The 19,227-nt window shown below is 72.9% G+C and carries 15 protein-coding genes; 2 read left to right on the top strand and 13 right to left on the bottom strand.

Annotated features, from left to right (window positions below; translation table 11 throughout):
• Positions 1-3: 3 nt before the first annotated feature.
• Positions 4-3,258, bottom strand: coding sequence for a LamG-like jellyroll fold domain-containing protein (locus ACGFI7_RS13895; RefSeq protein ID WP_393403571.1), 3,255 nt, complete (start codon positions 3,256-3,258; stop codon positions 4-6).
• Positions 3,259-3,759: 501 nt separating this feature from the next.
• Here ACGFI7_RS13895 and ACGFI7_RS13890 point away from each other — a divergent pair.
• Positions 3,760-4,989: a pectate lyase gene (locus ACGFI7_RS13890; protein ID WP_393403568.1), complete on the top strand. Its 1,230-nt coding sequence runs from the start codon at positions 3,760-3,762 to the stop codon at positions 4,987-4,989.
• 73 nt (positions 4,990-5,062) lie between these two features.
• Here the strand turns inward: ACGFI7_RS13890 and ACGFI7_RS13885 are convergent, their stop codons facing one another.
• The 11 genes from ACGFI7_RS13885 to ACGFI7_RS13835 all read right to left on the bottom strand — a co-directional run bounded on the left by ACGFI7_RS13885 (position 5,063) and on the right by ACGFI7_RS13835 (position 17,729).
• Positions 5,063-5,233: a hypothetical protein gene (locus ACGFI7_RS13885; protein ID WP_393403566.1), complete on the bottom strand. Its 171-nt coding sequence runs from the start codon at positions 5,231-5,233 to the stop codon at positions 5,063-5,065.
• A gap of 47 nt (positions 5,234-5,280) precedes the next feature.
• Positions 5,281-6,294 carry a methyltransferase gene (locus ACGFI7_RS13880; RefSeq protein WP_393403565.1) on the bottom strand — a complete coding sequence of 338 codons (1,014 nt, stop codon included), beginning with the start codon at positions 6,292-6,294 and terminating at the stop codon, positions 5,281-5,283.
• A gap of 28 nt (positions 6,295-6,322) precedes the next feature.
• Complete coding sequence (locus tag ACGFI7_RS13875) at positions 6,323-7,627, bottom strand: MFS transporter (RefSeq protein WP_393403563.1); 1,305 nt, start codon at positions 7,625-7,627, stop codon at positions 6,323-6,325.
• A complete protein-coding gene (locus ACGFI7_RS13870; protein ID WP_393403561.1) occupies positions 7,624-12,009 on the bottom strand; it encodes an amino acid adenylation domain-containing protein in 4,386 nt (1,461 codons plus the stop codon). The genes ACGFI7_RS13875 and ACGFI7_RS13870 overlap by 4 nt, the downstream gene beginning before the upstream one ends.
• Positions 12,006-12,656, bottom strand: coding sequence for a DUF6875 domain-containing protein (locus tag ACGFI7_RS13865; RefSeq protein ID WP_393403558.1), 651 nt, complete (start codon positions 12,654-12,656; stop codon positions 12,006-12,008). The genes ACGFI7_RS13870 and ACGFI7_RS13865 overlap by 4 nt, the downstream gene beginning before the upstream one ends.
• Entirely contained in the window at positions 12,653-13,960 is a 1,308-nt protein-coding gene (locus ACGFI7_RS13860; RefSeq protein ID WP_393403555.1) for an FAD-dependent oxidoreductase, read from the bottom strand. The genes ACGFI7_RS13865 and ACGFI7_RS13860 overlap by 4 nt, the downstream gene beginning before the upstream one ends.
• 7 nt (positions 13,961-13,967) lie before the next feature.
• Positions 13,968-14,147: an MbtH family protein gene (locus ACGFI7_RS13855; protein ID WP_393403552.1), complete on the bottom strand. Its 180-nt coding sequence runs from the start codon at positions 14,145-14,147 to the stop codon at positions 13,968-13,970.
• Positions 14,144-15,565, bottom strand: coding sequence for an amino acid adenylation domain-containing protein (locus tag ACGFI7_RS13850; protein WP_393403549.1), 1,422 nt, complete (start codon positions 15,563-15,565; stop codon positions 14,144-14,146). The genes ACGFI7_RS13855 and ACGFI7_RS13850 overlap by 4 nt, the downstream gene beginning before the upstream one ends.
• Before the next feature lie 39 nt (positions 15,566-15,604).
• Positions 15,605-16,780 carry a glycosyltransferase gene (locus tag ACGFI7_RS13845; RefSeq protein ID WP_393403547.1) on the bottom strand — a complete coding sequence of 392 codons (1,176 nt, stop codon included), beginning with the start codon at positions 16,778-16,780 and terminating at the stop codon, positions 15,605-15,607.
• On the bottom strand, positions 16,777-17,043 hold the full coding sequence (locus ACGFI7_RS13840; RefSeq protein WP_393403545.1) for a phosphopantetheine-binding protein: 267 nt from the start codon (positions 17,041-17,043) through the stop codon (positions 16,777-16,779). Before ACGFI7_RS13840 ends, ACGFI7_RS13845 begins: the two co-directional genes overlap by 4 nt.
• A 308-nt stretch (positions 17,044-17,351) precedes the next feature.
• A complete protein-coding gene (locus ACGFI7_RS13835; RefSeq protein WP_393403542.1) occupies positions 17,352-17,729 on the bottom strand; it encodes a nuclear transport factor 2 family protein in 378 nt (125 codons plus the stop codon).
• A gap of 114 nt (positions 17,730-17,843) precedes the next feature.
• Between ACGFI7_RS13835 and ACGFI7_RS13830 the strand changes: the two genes are divergently transcribed.
• Positions 17,844-18,785, top strand: coding sequence for a methionyl-tRNA formyltransferase (locus tag ACGFI7_RS13830; RefSeq protein ID WP_393403540.1), 942 nt, complete (start codon positions 17,844-17,846; stop codon positions 18,783-18,785).
• On the opposite strand, the gene panD is transcribed toward ACGFI7_RS13830, so the two are convergent.
• A complete protein-coding gene (gene panD, locus ACGFI7_RS13825) occupies positions 18,772-19,179 on the bottom strand; it encodes an aspartate 1-decarboxylase (RefSeq protein ID WP_393403538.1) in 408 nt (135 codons plus the stop codon). The two genes, ACGFI7_RS13830 and panD, sit on opposite strands and share 14 nt — an antisense overlap.
• Between the last annotated feature and the right edge of the window lie 48 nt (positions 19,180-19,227).

Raw genomic sequence — 19,227 nt, 5'->3', positions numbered from 1 at the left:
GTTCTACTGCGCGGCCAGTTGGGCGATCTGCTCGACGCTCAGCACTCCGTCGTAGAGGCGGATGTCGTCGATCGTCCCCGGCCAGTGACCGGTGAAGACTCCTGCGGTCTTGGTACGGCCCAGTTGCAGCGGCCTTGAGGCGTTCCATTGGCTGAGATGGTCGGTGTGGGTGGCCGACAGGCGGCCGTCGACGTAGACGCGGAGCTGTCCGGCGAGCGGGTCGTAGACGCCGGCGACGTGCGTCCACACCATCGGCACCGGCACGGCGTCGGAGCGGGCGCGCACGAGGGCGGCGGTGTCGGTGTCCGCGCCCGCCATGCCGAGCATCCACCGGCTCCGCGCCCCGTCGTAGCCGAGCTGGAAACCGGCGGCCCGGTCGCCCGGCTGGGCGACCAGCGCGGCGTCCCCGGCGGGGAGGTAGTCCAGCTGCGTCCAGCCCGCGACGGTGAACCCCGTCCGGGTGTTCACGGCGGGGCCGGCCGTCTGGGCGTGGCCGGTGACTCCGTCGAGGGCGAGCCCGCCGCCGAGCCAGCCGCCGGTCCACGACGAGCCGCCGGTCACGGTGGCCGGCGTCGACCGGCCGGAGGAATCGGCCGCGGACAGGCCCTCGGTCTCGTCCATCTTCCAGTGGCCGACGAGTGTGGTGGCGCTGTGGACCAGGTCGGCGACCTCTCCGGCGAAGACGGCCCGGCCGTAGACGCGGACCTCGTCGACGTCGCCCGGCCAGAACTCCGTGGCGCCTGCCCCGCGGCCGATGGTGAGACGGCCCGTGGCGGCCCACGACCGCGCCGCGACGGTCGATTCCAGCCTGCCGTTGACGTAGAGGGAGATCCGCCCGGCCGCGGCGTCGTACACGCCGGTCAGGTGGGTCCACTCGCCGAGCCTGGGCTGCGCCGCCGAGAGCGCGCGCACGGCCGGGGCGCCGGCGGAGTCCGAGCCGGCGACGGCCAGCGCCCAGCGGTCGTCGGGCTTCGAGTACTGCAGGGCGAACGCCCCCGTGCCCGTGCCTTCCTGGGTGAGCGCGGTGGCCGTGGCGCCGGCGCCTGTCAGGCGGACCCAGGCGGCGACGGCGAAGTTGCGGCTGGTGTCCACGACCGGGCCCTGGGTCTGCGCGTACGTGCTCGCGAGGCGCAGGGCGGCGCCGTTCCTGCCGGAGGTCCACGTGGCCCCGTGCAGCGTCACAGGATGGGAGCCGGCGGCGTCGGCGGCGAGGGTGCCCTGGCCTTCGTCCAGTTTCCAGTGGGCCGCCGGAGCGGCGCCGGGGTTGACGTTGAAGATGTAGGCGCGGATCGGGCCGAGCTGGCCGGCCTGGTCCTTGCTGCGCACCGACAGGACGTTGGGGCCGTCGTGGCGCGGGGTGAGCCGGATCGTGGCGGTGCCGTCCTGCCCGGCGGCGACCTCCGAGCCGGGCGTGGTGTCGAGCCCGTAGAGGTAGCCGCTGACGTCGGCGACGCCGTTGGGCGCGAAGGTGAACGCGCCCGCCAGGCCCACACCGTCGCGCCAGGAGTTCTCCGCGTAATCGGCCGAGGTCACCACGGGCTCCCTGGCCGGCGCCGAGGAGTCCACCCTGATCTCGCACCAGGGACTCCACGCGCTGCCCACGGTGCCGTCCTCCGCGAGCACGCGCCAGCGGACCACCGAACCGTCGGTGTAGGCGCCCTGCGGCACGAGCGCGGAGTACGCGTTGCCCGTCGAGCCCATGGGCGTGACGTACTCGCCCAGTTTGGTGACCCCGTCGGCCGCGTACCACTCGAACCGGCCCCGGACGGAGTTGTCGGCGTCCCTCAGCTTGGCCCAGAGTCTCGGCGTGGCGGTGCTGCTGACGGGCCGCGCCTCACCGGAGACGCAGGCGCCGCCAGGATCCGACCACATGTCGGCGACCCCGGGGGTCGCGGGCAGCGAGTTGTACTCGATGACCAGGACCGGGTTGTTCCTGAACTTCTTCCAGGCGTACACGTCGGACTCGCTGGTGGCCCGCAGGCCGATGGTGGCGTAGGTCCAGCCTTCGGACGCGGCCCGGACGACCCACGGCGTGGCGTTGAACTCGACCCCGCCGGGCTTGCACGCCGTGCCCCAGCCCTTGGCCACGTTCACCGTGGCTAGCTTCGTGGACCAGTACGGCTGTTTGCTCCAGGTGGTGCTCTTGCTGATCGCGCCGGTCCCCCAGGCTTCGACATCGCGGGGCTGGCAGGAGTACGACCACGTCTCGTAGGTGCGCAGGGTCGCCTTGATGATCTGCTTGCCGTGGACTGTCGGGCCGACGGTGAACTGGAAGAACGAGCGGTTCGTCTGGGAACTGCTGATCTTCCCCACCCGCGCGATGTCGCTGGCGTTGAGGTAGTTGCTGCCGGCGTGGTTCTTCCAGACCGCCGCCCACGAGCCGCGCGCGGCCGAGAAGTAGGGGTCCAGGTAGACGGGGAACGTCGTCTCGGGGCTGGTCAGCAGTTTCTTGTCCGGTTTGAGGAGCAGTTTCCCGTCGGCCAGCTCGACGCCCATGGTGGCCTCGCGAGCGTCCGGTGAGCGTCCTTCCTTGAGCGCCCGCGGGCTGGTGACGCCCTCCGAGTCCCACATCTTGGGGGTGGGCGCGATGAAGATCGTGCCGCCGTTGCGGTCGACGGCCTCCAGGTTGCCGGCCTCGTCCGTCTTCAGCGAGAGGCTCTCGGCCGACAACGGGTAGGCGAGCTCGGTCAGTCCCGCCGCGGCGGCTCGCGACTTGACCACCAGGATGTGGGAGAAGCCGTCCACGTCGGCGGTGACCTGGAGGTCCACGCCCGGCATGACCTCGGCGTAGGTGGCGGTGTCACCGTTCAGCACCGGCTTGGGCAGGGCGCCGTGCCAGCCGAGTTCCATCGACTTGCCGCCCCGGGCCAGGCGGGCGAGAGGGGCGGTGCCGCCGCCGGAGAACGTCATGTCGACCGCCGTGGCGACCGGCCCGACCGTCCCGTCGGGACGCGTGCGGAGCGTGGTGTCGACGGGCACCCAGCCGTCCCCGTCGCGCACGCGCACGGGGCGGACGTGCTGCTCCAGGAGGAAGGTCCCGCCGGGCTGGGCGAAGACCCGGGCGGTCTCACTGCGCAGCGACTCGACCTCCACCCGCTCCCCGGTGCGCCGGGCGCGCGCCAGCGCGGCGGGCTCCGGCTCGACCGCCGCGCCGCGGTCCACGGCCGGTACGCGGCCGGCCCCCGCGTCCGCGGGCGGCGGGACTGCCAGGATCGCGGTGACGAACGCCGTCGTGATCAGGCCATACACTGCGCGCATAGGTTCCTCGCCCATCGGTGAGCAGCAGTTGTCGCCCCGGTAAACGATTACCTGACGGCGCCCCGATCTTGTGTGTCGATCGGATTGTCATCCCCTGTCAGGGTGCGCGTCCATAGTTTGGACGCCGTCTATTTAAAATATTTTCAGGGATCATTCTTGTCCGAAAATATCCTTCACGTCGGGCAGAAAATCGTGAATTACCGTGGCAACCGATTGCAGAGACAGCCGGGGTCAGCACGACGAAAGTGGAGTGTTCTCGCGGCAACCGCTTGCACAAGCATCGATGAAAGTTTCATCGTCCGCACGCTTCTCGTACCCCTCCCCCGAGGCGGCTGACCAGGCAGGACGGCGGGCGGACCTGGCGGCTCGTCCCTCTGGGCCTTCCCCGGCCTCGCGCCCCCGTGCTTCACTGCGAAGCACTGACGGGAAAGCGCTTACCCGCCACCCGCTCGACGTGCTCCCCCTACGGAACTGGAGTTCACCGTGCGCGAAAGAAGAAGATTGGCGCTCTCACTGGCCGCCGCTCTGGTGACGAGCGGCGGGCTGGTGGCCGTCATGACCGGCACCGCCTCGGCAGCCCCGTCCAACGGCGACTACACGCTGGTCAACGCGGCCAGCGGGCTGTGCGCCGCGGTGCCCGGCGCGAGCACCGGCGACGGCGTCCAGCTCGTCCAGACCTCCTGCACCGGCGCCGCCGGACAGGTCTTCACCCTGAACGGAAGCCAGCTCAAAGCCGCCCACAGCGGCAAGTGTCTAGGCGTCAAGGACGCCTCGACCAGCGCGGGCAAGGCGGTCCAGCAGGAGACGTGCGCCTCCGCCTCCTCCCAGAGCTGGCAGTTCACCGCCTCGGGCAGCAACTACCGGGTGGTCAACGCCAACAGCTCCAAGTGTCTCAACGTCAAGGACAACGCCACCTCCTCCGGCGCCCTGCTGCAGCAGAACTCCTGCGACTCGGTGGCCACCAAGCAGTGGACGCTGCGGCCCGCGAGCGGGGGCGGCAACCCGGACCCCACTCCGACGCCGACGCCGACCCCGACCCCCACCAACGGCGGCGGTGACGGCAGCGGCTCCTGGCCGTCCGACACCGGCAGCGTCCACCAGACCTCGACCCGCAACGTCGGCTCGTTCTTCGACGGCGGCATGAAGCGCTACTACGGCATCGGCGACGGCGGCCAGAGCGAGAGCCAGGACCCGATGTTCGTGGTGGCCAACGGCGGCACCATCCAGAACCTGTTCATCGACGCCCCGGCCGGTGACGGCATCCACTGCGAGGGCTCCTGCACCATCAAGAACGTGTGGTGGAACGACGTCGGCGAGGACGCCGCCACCTTCCGCAGCTCCAGCTCCTCGGCCGCCTACCTGGTCGACGGCGGCGGCGCCAAGTCCGCCTCCGACAAGGTGTTCCAGCACAACGGCGCCGGCACCCTGACCATCCGCAACTTCCAGGTGCACAGCGCCGGCAAGCTCTACCGGGCCTGCGGCAACTGCTCCAGCTCCTACCAGCGGCACGTGGTGATGGACGGCATCACCGCCCGCTCCACCAAGGTGCTGGCCGGCATCAACACCAACTGGGGCGACACCGCCCGGTTCAGCCGGATCACCGTCTACGGCAGCGCCACCATCTGCGAGAAGTACCGGGGCGTGCCCAAGGGCAGCGAACCCACCAAGATCGGCGAAGGCGCCGACGGCGTGAACTGCCTGTACTCCTCGTCCGACATCACCTACCGGTAGAAGCCCCCGGGCAGGCGGGCACGGTCCCCGCCCTCCTGCCCGGGCACCACCCCGTCGTCCGCGCCGGTCACGGTCACGCCGTGGCCGGCTCGCGGCTGACCGCCTCCAGGTAGTCCATCCGGAGCACCAGCGTGTCGTCGCCGGTCTCGTCGAAGCGCTTGACCACGTCGAGCATCTCGGCCCTGAGCTCGGCGGCGCGCTCCGGCGCCAGCGTGGCTGCGGCGTCCTCCTCACGCTCGACCACCCGCCCCGAGGCTCCTCCCGTCGAACCCCTCCGGCAACCCCCGGGTGCTACGGCGCGGTCGCCGTGAGGACGGCGTGGGATGGGGAGCGGGCGAGTTCCTTCCAGGGGCCGGGGGCGCAGCCTGCCTCCTTCAGCCATTCCCTGATCGTCTCCGGCGGGTGCAGGGCGCCGCCTTGGGTGTGCCACAGGTTGAGCGAGAATCCCGCGCCGAACGCCACGTCGGCGGCGTTGCCAGGAGGCTCGGGCAGGCTCTCCATGACGACCAGCAGCCCGCCCGCCCGCAGCGTGCCCGCCGCCCTGGCGACGAGCGCGGCGGCGTCGGCGGCGCCGAACCCGTGCAGCACGTTGAAGAGCATGGTCACGTCCTGCCCGCCCGGCAGGTCGGCGGTGAGCAGGTCGCCGGCCCGCCAGGTCAGCGGCCCGTCGGTGCGCTCGGTGACGGCGCCGTCGACGACCGTGCCCTGCAATCCCGGATGCGCCCGGCAGAACGCCCCGGAGTACACCCCGTGGCCGCCGCCCAGGTCGAGCAGGCTCCCGCTGCCCTCCGGCAGCGTCACCGTCGCGACGACCTCCTCCGACAGCCACTCGGCGAGCCCGCGCTGCAGGTCGTGGAAGGCGGCGGAGAGGTCCGGGCGGCCGGCGAGCCAGGTGTAGAAGCCTCCGCCCGGCGTCCCGGAGCGCACCGCGTCGGCGAGCCCGGTCCACCGTTCCGTCACGATGGCCTGCCACAGCCCGAGGATCCGCCCGTAGTCGACGGGCGAGTCCGTGCAGAGCCAGGCCGAGGTCGGGGGCGTGTTGGCGTACCGGCCGTCCTGCCGCTCCACGTACCCGGTGGCGCGCAGCACGCCGAGCAGCTGTTCCAGCCCGGCCGCGTCGGCGCCGGTCGAGGCGGCGAGCTCGTCCGCCGTCAGCGGCCGGGCGGCGAGCGCGTCGAACACACCGAGCGTGCGCGCGGCCAGGATGGCGTGGCAGGCCATGAGGCCGATCAGGTCCAGCATCGGCGCCGGGGCCTCGCCCCGGCGGAAGGCGGCCAGCTCGTCGGGTGGCAGGTGGACCGGCATGGGGTTCCTCTCTTCCGATGATGCTGGCTCAGGTGACGGCGACCAGGGCGGGCTGCTCGTCGAGCCGGCGTAGGGCGGGCAGCGCGGCCAGGAAGGCGGCCACGCCCAGCAGGAGCAGCCCGTCGAGGAGCAGGACGAGGGCGATGCCCCGGCCCTCGCCGACGCCGACGATCAGGCCCGCGCTGCCGGCCAGCGCGCCGCCGGGCATCAGCGCCGGGTTCAGCAGATGCTCCGCCAGGGGCGCGGCCAGCAGGTAGCCGACCGGGATGGCGGCCGAGCCGAGCGCGTGCGCGGTGCCCATGGTCCGCCCCAGCAGGGCCGGCTCGACGCGGCTCTGCAGAACAGCGTGCGCGCAACCGTTCACCACGGGCAGCGTGAACAGGAACGCGGCAGCGGCGAACCCGACCAGCAGGGGCGAGGGGGTCAAGGAGTGCAGCACCAGGAACACCCCGCCGAGCGCCATGAACGCCGTCATCCCGGCGACCTTCTTGCGCGGCCCGCCCCAGGCGCCCATGACGAGCCCGCCGGCGAGCATGCCCGCGCCTCCGGCGAACATGAGCACGCCCAGCACCCCGGGCCCGGCGAAGGACAGGATCAGCGGCTGGACCAGCACCCCGGCGACGGCGAAGGTGAAGTTGAACCCGGTCAGCGCCGCCACCAGCGCCGTCAGCCCGGCCCGGGAGCGCAGGTGCCGCCACCCCGCCCCGAGATCCTCCAGGACGGCGGGCCGCTCGGCGGCGGCGTTGGGCCGCAGCACCGCCGCGGGCAGCCGGATCAGCAGCAGCGCCATCATCGCCACGCCGAAGGTGGACAGGTCGATCGCCACCACCCCGACCATGCCGACGGCGGCCAGCAGCGTGGCGCCGAGTACGGGCGCGGCGATCTGGACGCCGGTGGCCAGGTGCATGAGCCCGTTGGCGCGGCCCAGGTGCCGTTCGGGGATCAGCAGCGGGGTCATGGCCTGGTAGGCGGTGAGGTGGAAGACGCCGCAGGCGCCGCCGACGGCGCCTGCCAGCGCGACGTGCCACACGGCCAGCGCGTCCGCCCAGATCAGGACGGCCACGGCGGCCGTCGCCACGGCCGCGAGCGAGTCCGTGACGATCATCACCGTACGCCGGTCGAACCGGTCGACCACCACCCCGGCGAACGGCCCGATGAGGATGCCCGGGAGCATGCCGCTGAGCACGACGAGCGCGAACTGCGTCGGCGACCCGGTGCTCTGATACACCCAGACGCCCAGCACGAAGGCGGTGAGGCTGGATCCGACGGACGACAGCAGCGACGCGGTCCAGATGAACGCGAACCTGACGATGTCCGCTCGCGCGCCGCTCATGCGTGCACCACCTCGGCCAGGCGGCCGGCGTAGCGCCTGATGAGCGCGGCGTCGGCGGGCGGGCACACGAGCCCGGCGCGGGCCAGGGCCCGCTCGGTGCGTCCGCAGTCGAAGGCGGTCCGCCGGAACTGCGGGTCGGGCGAGTCGAGCACCGGCGCGAACGGCGCCATGGGGTTGTCCGCGCCCAGCCCGGCCGCCCGCACCCGCCAGTCGTCCCACGGGACGCAGTCCAGGCCGAGCGCCTCGGCGATCTCCCGGTAGGAGATCGTCGCGGCGTTGAAGTAGTGGAAGTCCCCGGCCGTCGCGGGGTCGGCGATCAGGTGGGCCATGCCCGCCGCGACGTGGTCCACGGGCGCCAGGTCCTCCGCGACCGGCAGGTCGGGCACCAGGCCCAGACGGACGCAGGTGGCCAGCAGCCGGCCGAAGTAGTCGCCCGGGTTGCCCAGGCCGGTCCGGCTGTGTCCGCTGACCCGCGCCGGCCGGTGCACCACCACCGGCAGCCCCTCGTCCCTGGCCCGGCGGGCCAGCCGGTCGGCCACCCATTTGCTCTGGTCGTAGCCCGTCTTCAGGCCCGACGGGTCGTCCGGGGCGGTCGCCTCGGTCACCACCCGGTCGCGGTGGGCCAGGCCCAGGAAGACGCCGAGGGTGGAGACGACGTGCAGGCGGGCGCCGCCGAGCCAGGCCAGGCGCAGGGCTTCGACGGTGCCGCCGACGTTGACCGGCAGCATGCGGTGGACGCTCTCGTAGAAGTTCACCTGCCCGCCGTTGTGGCAGATCGTCCGCACGTCGCGGGCCAGCCGGGCGAACCGCTCCCGGTCCAGGCCGAACCGGGACGCGCCCAGGTCGCCGGGCAGCCCGCGCAGCCGGCCCGGCGGCGCGTCGAGCCCGTACGACCGCAGGTTGTCCAGCACCCGCTCCCGCGCCTGCTCCTCGCCGGAGGCCCGGACCAGGCAGACGATCTCGGCGTCGGTCCTGGCCAGGAGCTCGGCGACGAGGTGGGCGCCGAGGAAGCCGGTGGCCCCGGTCAGCAGGATCGCCCCGCCGCGCCTGGCCGGGCGCGCGGCCCTCGGTCGTACCGCGAGGTCGGGCGGCAGGACGGCGAGCGGCTCCAGGTCCAGGTGCTCCGGCTCGCCGCCGCCGCGCTCCACGGCGGCGGCGAGCTCGGCCAGGTCGGCGGTCTCCAGGACCGCGCGCAGCGGCACGTCCGCGCCCAGTTCGCGCCTGATCTCGGCCACCACCCGCCCGGCGAGCAGCGAGTGCCCGCCCGCCTCGAAGAAGTTGTCCGACCTGCGCACGTCGGGCACGCCGAGCACCCGCTGCCACACCGCGGCCAGCGCCGACTCGGTGGCGGTCGCGGGCGCCTCGCCCACGGGTCCCGGCAGCGGCGGCAGCGCCTCCTGGTCGACCTTCCCGTGCGTGGTACGCGGGATCGCGGCGACCGGCGTGATCACCGCCGGGACCAGGTAGCCGGGCAGCCGGTCGCGCAGGAAAGCGCGTAACGCGCCTGGCGTCAGGCCCGGCGCGGCGGTCGCCGCGTAGGCGACGAGCCGGTCACCGGAGACGACGACGGCGCTGTCGGTGACGTCCGGGTGTGCCCTGATCGCGTGCTCGACCTCGGCCGGTTCGATGCGGTGGCCGCGGATCTTGACCTGGCGGTCCCGCCGGCCCAGGAACTCGATCGCGCCGTCCGGCCGCACCCGGGCCAGGTCGCCCGTACGGTACAGCCGCGCGCCCGGAGGGCCGTCGGGGTCGGGGACGAAGGCGGCGGCGGTCAGCGCGGCCTGACGCGCGTATCCGTCCGCCAGACCGGCCCCGCCCAGGTGCAGCTCGCCCACGCCGCCGGTCGGCACGCGGCGTCCCGACCGGTCCAGGACGCGGGCGCGCACGTGCGGCAGCGGCCTACCGATCGGCACCCGGCCCAGGTCGTCCACCTCGTCGGTGCCGTCGACGCGGTGCACGGTGGCGCAGACGGTGGCCTCGGTGGGGCCGTAGTGGTTGAACAGGGCGCATCGGCCTCGGGTCAGCCGCTGCCAGGCGCGGACGTCCGCCACCGGCACCTGCTCGCCGCCGACCATCATGATCTCGACCGGCCAGCCCTCGGGGACGCCGGTCTCTCCCAGGTCGGCGACCCAGCGCCGCCACAGCGCCACCGGCGCGTCGACGGCGGTGACGCCGTGCTCGGCGCAGAACCGTACGAGCTCCGCGCCGTCCAGCCGGGCGGGCTCGGGATGGATGACCAGGGCGCCGCCGGACATGAGCACCGGGAACAGGTCGCCGACCGACGCGTCGAAGGTGAGCGGCGGCAGCATGAGCACCCGGTGCTCGGGCCCGAACCCGTGCGCGTCGACGAACGACCGGCTGAACGCCTTGACAGCCCCGTGCGGCACCACGACGCCCTTGGGCTCCCCGGTCGACCCCGACGTGAAGATCACATACGCGGGATCCCCGGGCCGCACGGGCTCGGGGTGCGGTGGGTCGAGGGCGGGGTCGGCGGGGGGCGTCCGGCTGGATTCGGGGGGTGTCAACCTGGCTCCCTGGTACGCGTCCAGGGCGGCGAGCAGGTCGGGCGGCGCGATCACCGCGACGGCCTCCGCCCGTTCCAGCAGGTGGACGAGGCGAGCGGGCGGGTGGCCGGGGTCGAGTGGCAGGTACGCGACCCCGGCCAGCAGAGCTCCGAGAACGGCGGCGATCCCGTCCGGCCCGGCCGGCAGCGCCACGCCGACCACCGGACGTGGGTCACCGGACCCGGCGACCGGCTCCAACCGGACCGCCAGCTCCCGTGCCCGGAAAATCAGTTCCCCGTACGAAAGGCACTCCCCCGACGCCAGAACAGCGGGCCGCTCGGCTGCCTCCCCAGCCCGCCGCACGATCAGATCAGCCACACTCTCCCACCGGGCCGCACCGACCGGAGCAGCCTCGGAGACCGGCCTGGGCCCAGACGCGGCGGCCGGGGCAGCGAACCCAGCACCCGACACACCACCCAGGCCGGCGGGCCCCGCACCCGGTGCACCAGTCGGGGTGGTGGGCCCGGCGCCCGGCGCGCTGCTCCCAGTGGCGGGTCCAGCTCCCGAAGCAGCGGGCTCAGGGGGTTCCGTCGTGAAGGGGATGTGGCCTATCTGGAGGTCTGGGTGGGTGGCGAGGGATTCGAGGGCGCGGGTCAGGTGGTCCGCCAGTGCGGCCGCGGTGGCCGGGGTGAAGAGGTCGGCCGCGTAGTCGAGGTACAGGTCGATGTCGTCGTTGACGGTGACGAACAGGGTGAGGTCGAAGCGGGCTTCGGGGGCGGGCAGTTCCCAGGGTTCGATCAGCAGGTCGCCGGCCGTCCGGGGCTCGTCGTCCAGGTGGTCCATGACGAGCATGACCTGGAAGAGCGGGTTGTGGCTGAGGTCGCGGCGGCCTCCGGTCAGCTCCACGACCTCGTCGAACGGCGTGCCGCCGTGGGCGAGCGCCTCGGCCACGGTGCGTCGGCACTGCCGGAGGAGGTCCGCCGCGGTGAGGTCGCCGCCGAGGTCCAGGCGCAGCGCGACGGTGTTGGCGAACATGCCGACCGTCCGCCCGAACTCCGGCCCCATCCGCCCGTCCATCGGGCTGCCGACCACGACGTCGTCCTGGTCGGCGCACCTGGCGAGGGTGACGCCCAGGGCCGCCAGCATCATGGCGAAGACCGTGGTCCTGGTCCTGCGCGCGCCGTCGACCAGGGCGGTGTGCAGGTGCGGGGGGAGTTTCCAGCGGTGCTGCCCGCCGCGTCCGCTCGGCACGGCGGGGCGGGGCCGGTCGGTCGGCAGGCCCAGCAGGGAGGGCGCGCCGGACAGCCGGGTGCGCCAGTAGTCGCGGGAGGCCCGTGCCCGGTCCTGGCTGCCGCTGCCGAGCTTGGCGACGTACGCGGAGAACGGGACGGGGGGCGCCTCGGGTTCGGGCGTCCCGGCGAGCGTCTCGTACAGCTCGGAGAGGAGGATCCGCAGCGAGCGCCCGTCGCAGATCGCGTGGTGCAGGCAGAGGACGAGCACGTGGTCGTCGGGGGCGAGCCGGACGAGGAGCGCCCGCGCGAGCGGTTCCCCGTCCAGCGTGAACGGCCTGACCACGAACGCGTCGCAGGCCGCGCGCGCCTCGGCGGCGTCGTGGACCTCGACGAGTTCCAGGTCCACGACGGCGTGCTCGGCCACGATCTGGACCGGGCGGCCGTCCTCGGTGGCGGCCAGCCTGGTGCGGAGCGCCTCGTGCCTGGCGACCAGGCGGTTCAGGGCCTGGCCGAGGCGGTCGGGGTCGAGCGGGCCGCGTAACCGGTGCCCGCCTCTGACCTGGTAGCCGGACGGGTCCTGCCCGGCGTGGTGCAGGAACCAGAGCCGTTCCTGGGCGGGCGTCAGCGGGAAGCGCGCGGGGGTCATGGCTTGGCCACCAGGTTCCGCAGGTGACCGGGCACCTGCTCGCCGAACAGGTCGCGGTACGCGGCCAGATGGGTCTCCTCGGAGAGGAGGAAGGGCAGGTCTGTCGGCACCATGTGCCTGATGGCCAGCATCGGCACCGGGCTGCGCAGCGGGCGGAAGCCGGGGTTCCACAGCCCGGCCTTGTCCGGTGGCCCGTCGTGGAACTCCCCGATCATCAGGCCGTGCCCCACGTAGGCGTCCTTGAGCCGGGCCTGCGCGGCGTCGATCACCTCACGCGCGTCGCGCATGCCGGGCAGCAGGACCAGGACGGTGGCCGACTGAGCGCCGGGGCTGCGGCGCGGGGCGAGGTCGAGGAACCAGTCGCGGTAGGGGGCCAGCAGGGCGCTCAGGGACTCGACGGTGTGGCCGCCGCCCTCCTGGACGGTCAGCCGGAAGGCCCCGCGGTCCAGCGACGCCTGCGCGTACGGGCACACCGGCCCGATCCGGCCCAGGTCGGGGTGCGGCCGGCACAGGTAGGCGCGGGCCCAGGCGACGACGGTCCGCAGGTCGGCCCGGTGCTCGCCGACCAGGGGGTGCGGGGCGGGATCCCGTTCCAGGTCGTCCGGGTCGAACAGGACGAGGGAGTCGTCGTGCGGATGCTTGATCATCGAGGGTTCCTCCCGTGGCGCCGCCCGAGCCCGGCGAGCAGGCCGGCGACCGCCGTGCCCGCCGCGGTCGCGGCCAGCGTGGCGGCCACCCGGTCCTGGCGCCGGGCGCGTCGCAGCGCGTCGCCGTAAGGCACGGTGGTGTGCGAGACGAGCGTGTAGAGCGGCACCCAGGTGCCGGGGAATGCCTTGTGCAGCAGCAGGTCGAGCCGTTTCCTGGCCAGGCGCAGCGGTGAGCGCATGCCGTCGCGCAGCTCCAGGAAGTTCTGCTCCGAAAGCTCGGCGAGCACGTCGGTGTGCGGCTTGCGGGCGCGTTCGTAGGCGGTGAAGGCGGCTTCCCGGTCGTGCGGGTGCTGGGCCAGCATCCGGTCGAGGACCAGGCAGTCCTCGAAGGAGGCGTTCATGCCCTGGCCGTAGAAGGGGTAGACGGCGTGGGCGGCGTCCCCGACGAGGACCGTCGTGTCCCGGTGCCGCCACGGCGCGGTGCGCAGGGTGGTCAGGTGCCCCATCGGCGCGGCGGCGGCCTGCTCGTCGAGGTCGGGCACCAGCTCCGCCAGGTGGGGGAAGGCGTCGGACACCCGTTCCGGTGTCTCGTCGTACGGCAGGAAGAGGGTGCAGGTCAGGCTGTTGTCGAGGTTGGGGTGGGCCACGCCGAGACTGTCCTCGCCGGGCCAGATGTGCAGCGCCTCCAGCGGCACCGCGGGCCCGCCGTCGGGCCTGGCCCTGATGGTGATCTCCTTGTAGCCCCAGTCGAGGTGCTCGCGGCTGAAGGCGGCGGGCAGGCCGCGCTGCATCTCGCTCCTGACGAGCGAGGACGCGCCGTCGGCGCCGACCACGAAGTCGGCGGCGAGTTCGGTGCCGTCCGCCAGGGTGACGACGGCGCGGTCCCGGTCGACGCCCGCGCACCGCTCGCCGAAGCGCAGCCGCACGCCGGGCTGCTTCTCGGCGTGCTCGACCAGCAGGCGGACCAGCGCGTCCCGCCTGATCGAGTGCAGGATCTGCGACGGGTCCTTGCCGTAGGGGTAGAACGCAGGCTTCCCGCCCGCGGTGTGCACCATGCGCCCGCGCATCGGGACGGACAGCCGGCGGGCCTCCTGCCACAGGCCCACGTCGCGCAGGGCGGCGATGGCCCGCGCCGACATGCCCAGGTTGATGGACCGGCGGCTGTCCTCGCGGGCCGCGCGCGGGTCAGGACGCCCCTCGACCAGGTCGACCCGGTGCCCGCGACGGGCGAGGAGGCTCGTCAGCAGGGGGCCGGCCAGGCCCGCCCCGACGATGACGGCGGTGGAGTTCCCCGTGGGTTCCATGGTCGCGTCACCTTCCGCCGCGTACGCTCAGGGGGCGCATGTCGGTCCACACGGCCTCGATGTGGGCCAGGCATTCCTCCCGCGTCCCGGCGTAGCCGACGGCCCGCCAGCCGGGAGGAAGCTCCCGGTCCGCGGCCCAGATGGAGTACTGCTCTTCGTGGTTGACGACCACCAACACCTCGCTCACACCTTCTCCTCTAGAGCGCGCCGATCGGTCTTGCCGTTGGGGGTGAGGGGCAGGGCGTCCAGGCGGATCACCCTGGTCGGGACCATGTACGAGGGCAGGACCGCGGCCAGCCGGAGGCGCAGGTCGGGGCAGTCGCCGACGACGAACGCGACCAGGGCGTCGCCGGACACCACGGCCACGGACTGCCGCACGCCGGGCAGGTCGTCCATGGCGGCTTCCACCTCGCCGAGCTCGACCCGGTGGCCGCGTACCTTCACCTGGGTGTCGGCCCGGCGCAGGAACTCCAGCCCGGCGTCCGTGCGCCGCACCAGGTCGCCGGTGAGGTAGAGCCTGCCGCCGGGTTCGCCGTACGGGTCGGGGACGAACCGCTCGGCGGTCAGGGCGGGCCGGCCGAGGTAGCCGTCGGCGACGCAGATGCCGCCGATGGCGAGCTCGCCCTGGCTCACCTCGTTCAGCCGGTCGTCCACGACGTGGACGGTGACGCCGGGCAGCGGGTCGCCGATGGAGATCGTCTCCGGCTCGGGCGGCACCTCCCACGAGGTGGCCCAGATGGTGGCCTCGGTCGGGCCGTACACGTTGACCAGCCGTCCGACCCGCGGGCGCAGGTCTCTGGCCAGGGCCGCGGGCAGGGCCTCGCCGCCGATCAGGCCGGTCAGCCGGGGGTCGCGGAACCCGGCGTAGGCCAGGACCCGCCAGCCCGACGGGGTGGCCTGCACGTGGGTCACACCCTCGCCCTCGATGAGCGCGGCGAGCCGTTTGCCCAGGATGGTGGTCCTGGAGTCGACGAGCACCAGCCGTCCTCCGGTCACGAGCGGCAGGTAGATCTCCAGCAGGGAGATGTCGAAGGTGAGGGCGGAGACCGAGAGCCAGACGTCGTCCTCGGTCGAGCCGAGCAGGTCGCGCATGCCGTACAGCAGGTTGGTCAGCGCCCGGTGCGGCACGACGACCCCTTTGGGCCGGCCGGTCGAGCCGGAGGTGTAGATCACGTACGCCGGGGACGCGGGGTCCGGCGGGGCGGCGGCGAAGGGGGCGGCGGGCGGCTGGTCCTCGTCCAGCCGGATCACCGGCACGCCGATGGTGACCGGTTCGCCCTCGGTCAGCAGCAGGTGGGCGCCCGAGTCCGCGAGGACGAGTTCGAGCCGGGCCGTCGGGTACGAGGGGTCGAGCGGCAGGTGGGCCGCGCCGGTCCTGGCGACGGCGAGCATGGCCGTCACGCAGGCCGCGGACTTGGCGGCGCAGATCGCCACGAGGGTGCCGGGCCCGGCTCCGGCGGCGGCGAGCCGGGCGGCCAGCCGGTTCGCGGCCTCGTCCAGCGCGGCGTAGGTCAGGCGCTCGGCGCCGGCGACGAGCGCGATCTTGTCGGGGGTGTTCGCCGCCTGGCGCCCGAATAACTCAACGACGGTTGGGAGCGCTCCCACAAGGGGCATGATGAACTCCGGTTCGGTTTCGGTCACGGGTCAGACACTCAGCAGTTCTTCGACGGCCTCGGCGGCCGCCGGCAGCCCCGGCTGGGCGGCCCGCGCGTACGGGACCACCCGTTCGCGGTAGCCCTCGTCGGCCAGGGCGGCGTGCAGCAGGGGGACGATCTCCTCGGGCGTCCAGCGCCGCTCGGGCAGCCAGGCCCCGAGCCCGATCCTGGCCAGGCGCATGCCGTTGTCGGAACGGTCGAATCCATGCGCCAGCAGGACCTGCGGCACCCCCGCGGCCACGGCCCTGACCACGGTGCCGATGCCGCCGTGGTGCAGCACCGCCGACGCCCGGCCCATGACCTGGTGGAAGGGCAGCCGGGGGACCCACGCGACGCCTTCGGGCAGCGGGTCGGGCACCAGGTCGCGATGCCTGGCCACCACCAGGGCGGGCACGCCCGCGGCCCGGCACGCCGCCACGGCGGCCGCGTAGAACCGCTCGTGGATCATCCGGCCGGTGCCGCCCGTCACGATCACCGCACCCTGGTCGAGCAGGCGCTCGGCCTCCGGCGGGACCTCGTCCACGAAGGTGTCGTCGCCGTACGGCGCCCCGATCAGGCGGGCCCGCGACGGCGCGGCGATCCCGGCCCGGTCGAACCACTCCGGCCACAGCCCCAGGTGGAGCCGGGCCGAGGTGAACCAGGCCGCCCAGTCGTCGACCGGCGCTAGCCCGAGCGAGGCGCGCACGGCGTCGAGGGGTTCGCGCATGCTCTCCCGGTACATGTGCACGGCGGGACGCTCCGACATGTACTGCACCGGCGTCACCGCGACCCACGCGGTCGGCACGTCCAGCAGCTCGCCGGCGAAGAGCGTCGAGAGCGCCGTGGTGTGCCGCCCGACGAACACCGTCTCCCCCGGTACGTGCCGGTCCATGAGCACCCGGCACTCGAACTCCATCTGGCCGAACAGCCCGGCGGCCTCGTAGAAGCGCCGCCAGCGGTCCATCCCCGAGCCGAGCAGCAGCGGCGTGTCCGACAGATAACGCTCGTACTCGGACTCGGTGTCGATCGCCGTGAACTCCAGGCCCTCGCGCCGGGCCACCGCCTCGAAGGGGGCGTGCGTGAGGATCTCCACCCGGTGCCCGCGTTCGCGCAGGATGCGCCCCAGGCCCACGAACGGCAGGACGTCGCCGTGGGTGCCGTGGGCGACCATGACGACGGTGGTCAAGAGCCCTCCCCGGTCATGGCGCCGGCCCGGGAGCCCGCCTCGATCGCGCGGGCCGCCTGGGTGACGGTCAGGCCCTCGACGAAGAGCACCTCCACCGGCAGCTCGATCCGGAACTCGCTCTCGACCATCGCCAGGAACTGGACCATCGCCAGCGACTGGCCGCCGAGCTCGAAGAAGTCCTCGTCCGCCGACGTGACCTCGACCCCGAGGATCTCGGACCACAACCGCATGACCTCGTTTTCGAGCATGCCGAGTACAGCCATGACACCCACTCCTCGTGATGCGGAAAAGGGACAACCCGTCGCCAAGCGAGAAGGAACCTTGCACCTCGGCCGGCGTCGGCGGCGGCGGAGGGGTTCAGCATGGGGCGGTGCATGCTCCCGGCTGACAAGATCACGGGAGCGCTCCCAACTCGAACGCTAGGCGGCTGTCGGCAGGCGAGTCAACCTTTTCATCGGCATCTTCGCTTCTGTTAGGACGATCGGTTGGGAGCGCTCCCAGCAGCAGATCCCCATAAATAACCCGCCCCGGGGCGAACGCCTCACCCCGGGGCGGTTATGCCGGAAACCGGTCAGGCCGGACTGGCGTGCGCCGCGATCACCCGCCATCCCGACCCCGGGACATGGACCCAGGTGCGGGTGTACCGGAGGCGGGCGGCGAAGGGCGCACCGTCGAAAGCACCCTCCAGGGTGCCCTCGAACCAGGTGACGCCGGTGTTCCCCTCGACCAGGACGATCAGGTCCTCCTCCTTGACCTGCGAGAGCCGCTGCCGGCCCGATCGCTGGATGTCGAGATCGTCCTGCTTGGTGTAGCGACCGCCGTCAGGGCCTCCCGTGAAGATGAGCCGGTCGTCGAGCAGTTCGTCGAGGGCGTCGGCGTCTGCCGCGAGCTGCGCCGCCTGCAGGCGGCGCTCTGCCGCGCGCAGGGCGGCGGTGAGATCGTCTGTCATGGTCACCTCGTCAAGGTAACGGCCTGCGGCCACATCGAAGACGGGCACCCCTCCTCGAACGCCATTCCTTAGGTTAGGCTCACCTAAATCAGAGTTCTCCCACCGGAGGCGCAGATGCGGGTCGCGATGTTCGGCTACCAGACCTGGGGACACCGCACGTTGCAGGCGCTGCTGGGATCCGGTCACGAGGTGGTGCTGGTCGTGACCCATCCCAGGAGCGAGCACGCGTACGAAAAGATCTGGGACGACTCCGTGGCCGAGCTGGCCGCCGCGCACGGCGTGCCGGTGCTGCTGCGCGCCAGGCCCGACGACGAGCTGGTCACGGCGCTCAAGGAGGCCGAGCCGGACATCATCGTCGCCAACAACTGGCGGACCTGGATCCCGCCGGAGATCTTCCGGCTCCCCCGGCACGGCACGCTGAACGTGCACGACTCGCTGCTGCCCGCCTACGCCGGCTTCTCGCCGCTCATCTGGGCCCTGATCAACGGCGAGGAGGAGGTCGGCGTCACCGCGCACCTGATGGACGAGGAACTGGACGCCGGCGACATCGTGCTCCAGCGCGCCGTCCCGGTCGGTCCCGCCGACACGGCCACCGACCTGTTCCATCGGACCGTCGCGCTGATCGATCCGATCGTGCGGGACGCGCTCACGCTCATCGACACCGGCCGGGCGGCCCCGGTCCCGCAGGACCGGTCGAAGGCGAGCTTCTTCCACAAGCGGTCGGTGGAGGACAGCCGGATCGACTGGACGTGGCCGGCCGAGGACATCGAGCGGCTGGTGCGCGCCCAGTCGGACCCGTACCCGAACGCCTTCACCCACTATCGAGGGGAGCGCCTGAGGGTGCTGAAGGCGTCGGTGTCGCGGGGCGTCTACGGGGGGACCCCGGGCCGGGTCTTCATCCGCGAGGGCGACGGCGTGGTCATCGTGGCCGGCGCCGAGGCCCGCCGCGGCCGGGCCCGGGGGCTGGTGATCGAGCGGGTCCGCACGGACGAGGGTGCGGACCTGCCCGCCACGGAGGTATTCCGCACGATGGGCGGCTACCTCACCGGCCGCTGATCTGCCCGGCCGCGCCGGGGACCGGGGCGGCCGGGTCCGCGCCGAGGTCGACGATCCGGTTGCGCCCGTCGACGTGCACCACGGACGGGACGTACGCCCCGAGCTCCTCCTCGGCCACCTGCCGGAAGGACATGACGATGACGAGATCGCCCGGGGACACCAGATGAGCGGCCGCCCCGTTGACGCCCATGACGCCCGAGCCGGGCGCTCCCTCGATGGCGTAGGTCACCAGCCGCGCGCCGTTGTCGAGGTCGACGACGTGGACCTGCTCGCCCTCCACGAGCCCGGCCGCGTCCATGAGGACCTTGTCGATCGTGAGGGAGCCGACGTAGTGCAGGTCGGCGTGGGTGACGGTGGCCCGATGGATCTTCCCGCCGAGCAGGGTGCGGTGCATCCAGCCCTCCAAAGATCAAAGTTAGGTAATGCTATCCTAAGTTGGTTG

This window comes from Nonomuraea sp. NPDC048826, from assembly GCF_043198225.1.
Classification (GTDB): Bacteria; Actinomycetota; Actinomycetes; order Streptosporangiales; family Streptosporangiaceae; genus Nonomuraea.
The sequence above is the reverse complement of the archived record's forward strand: the minus strand, read 5'-3'. Positions and strand labels throughout refer to the sequence as shown.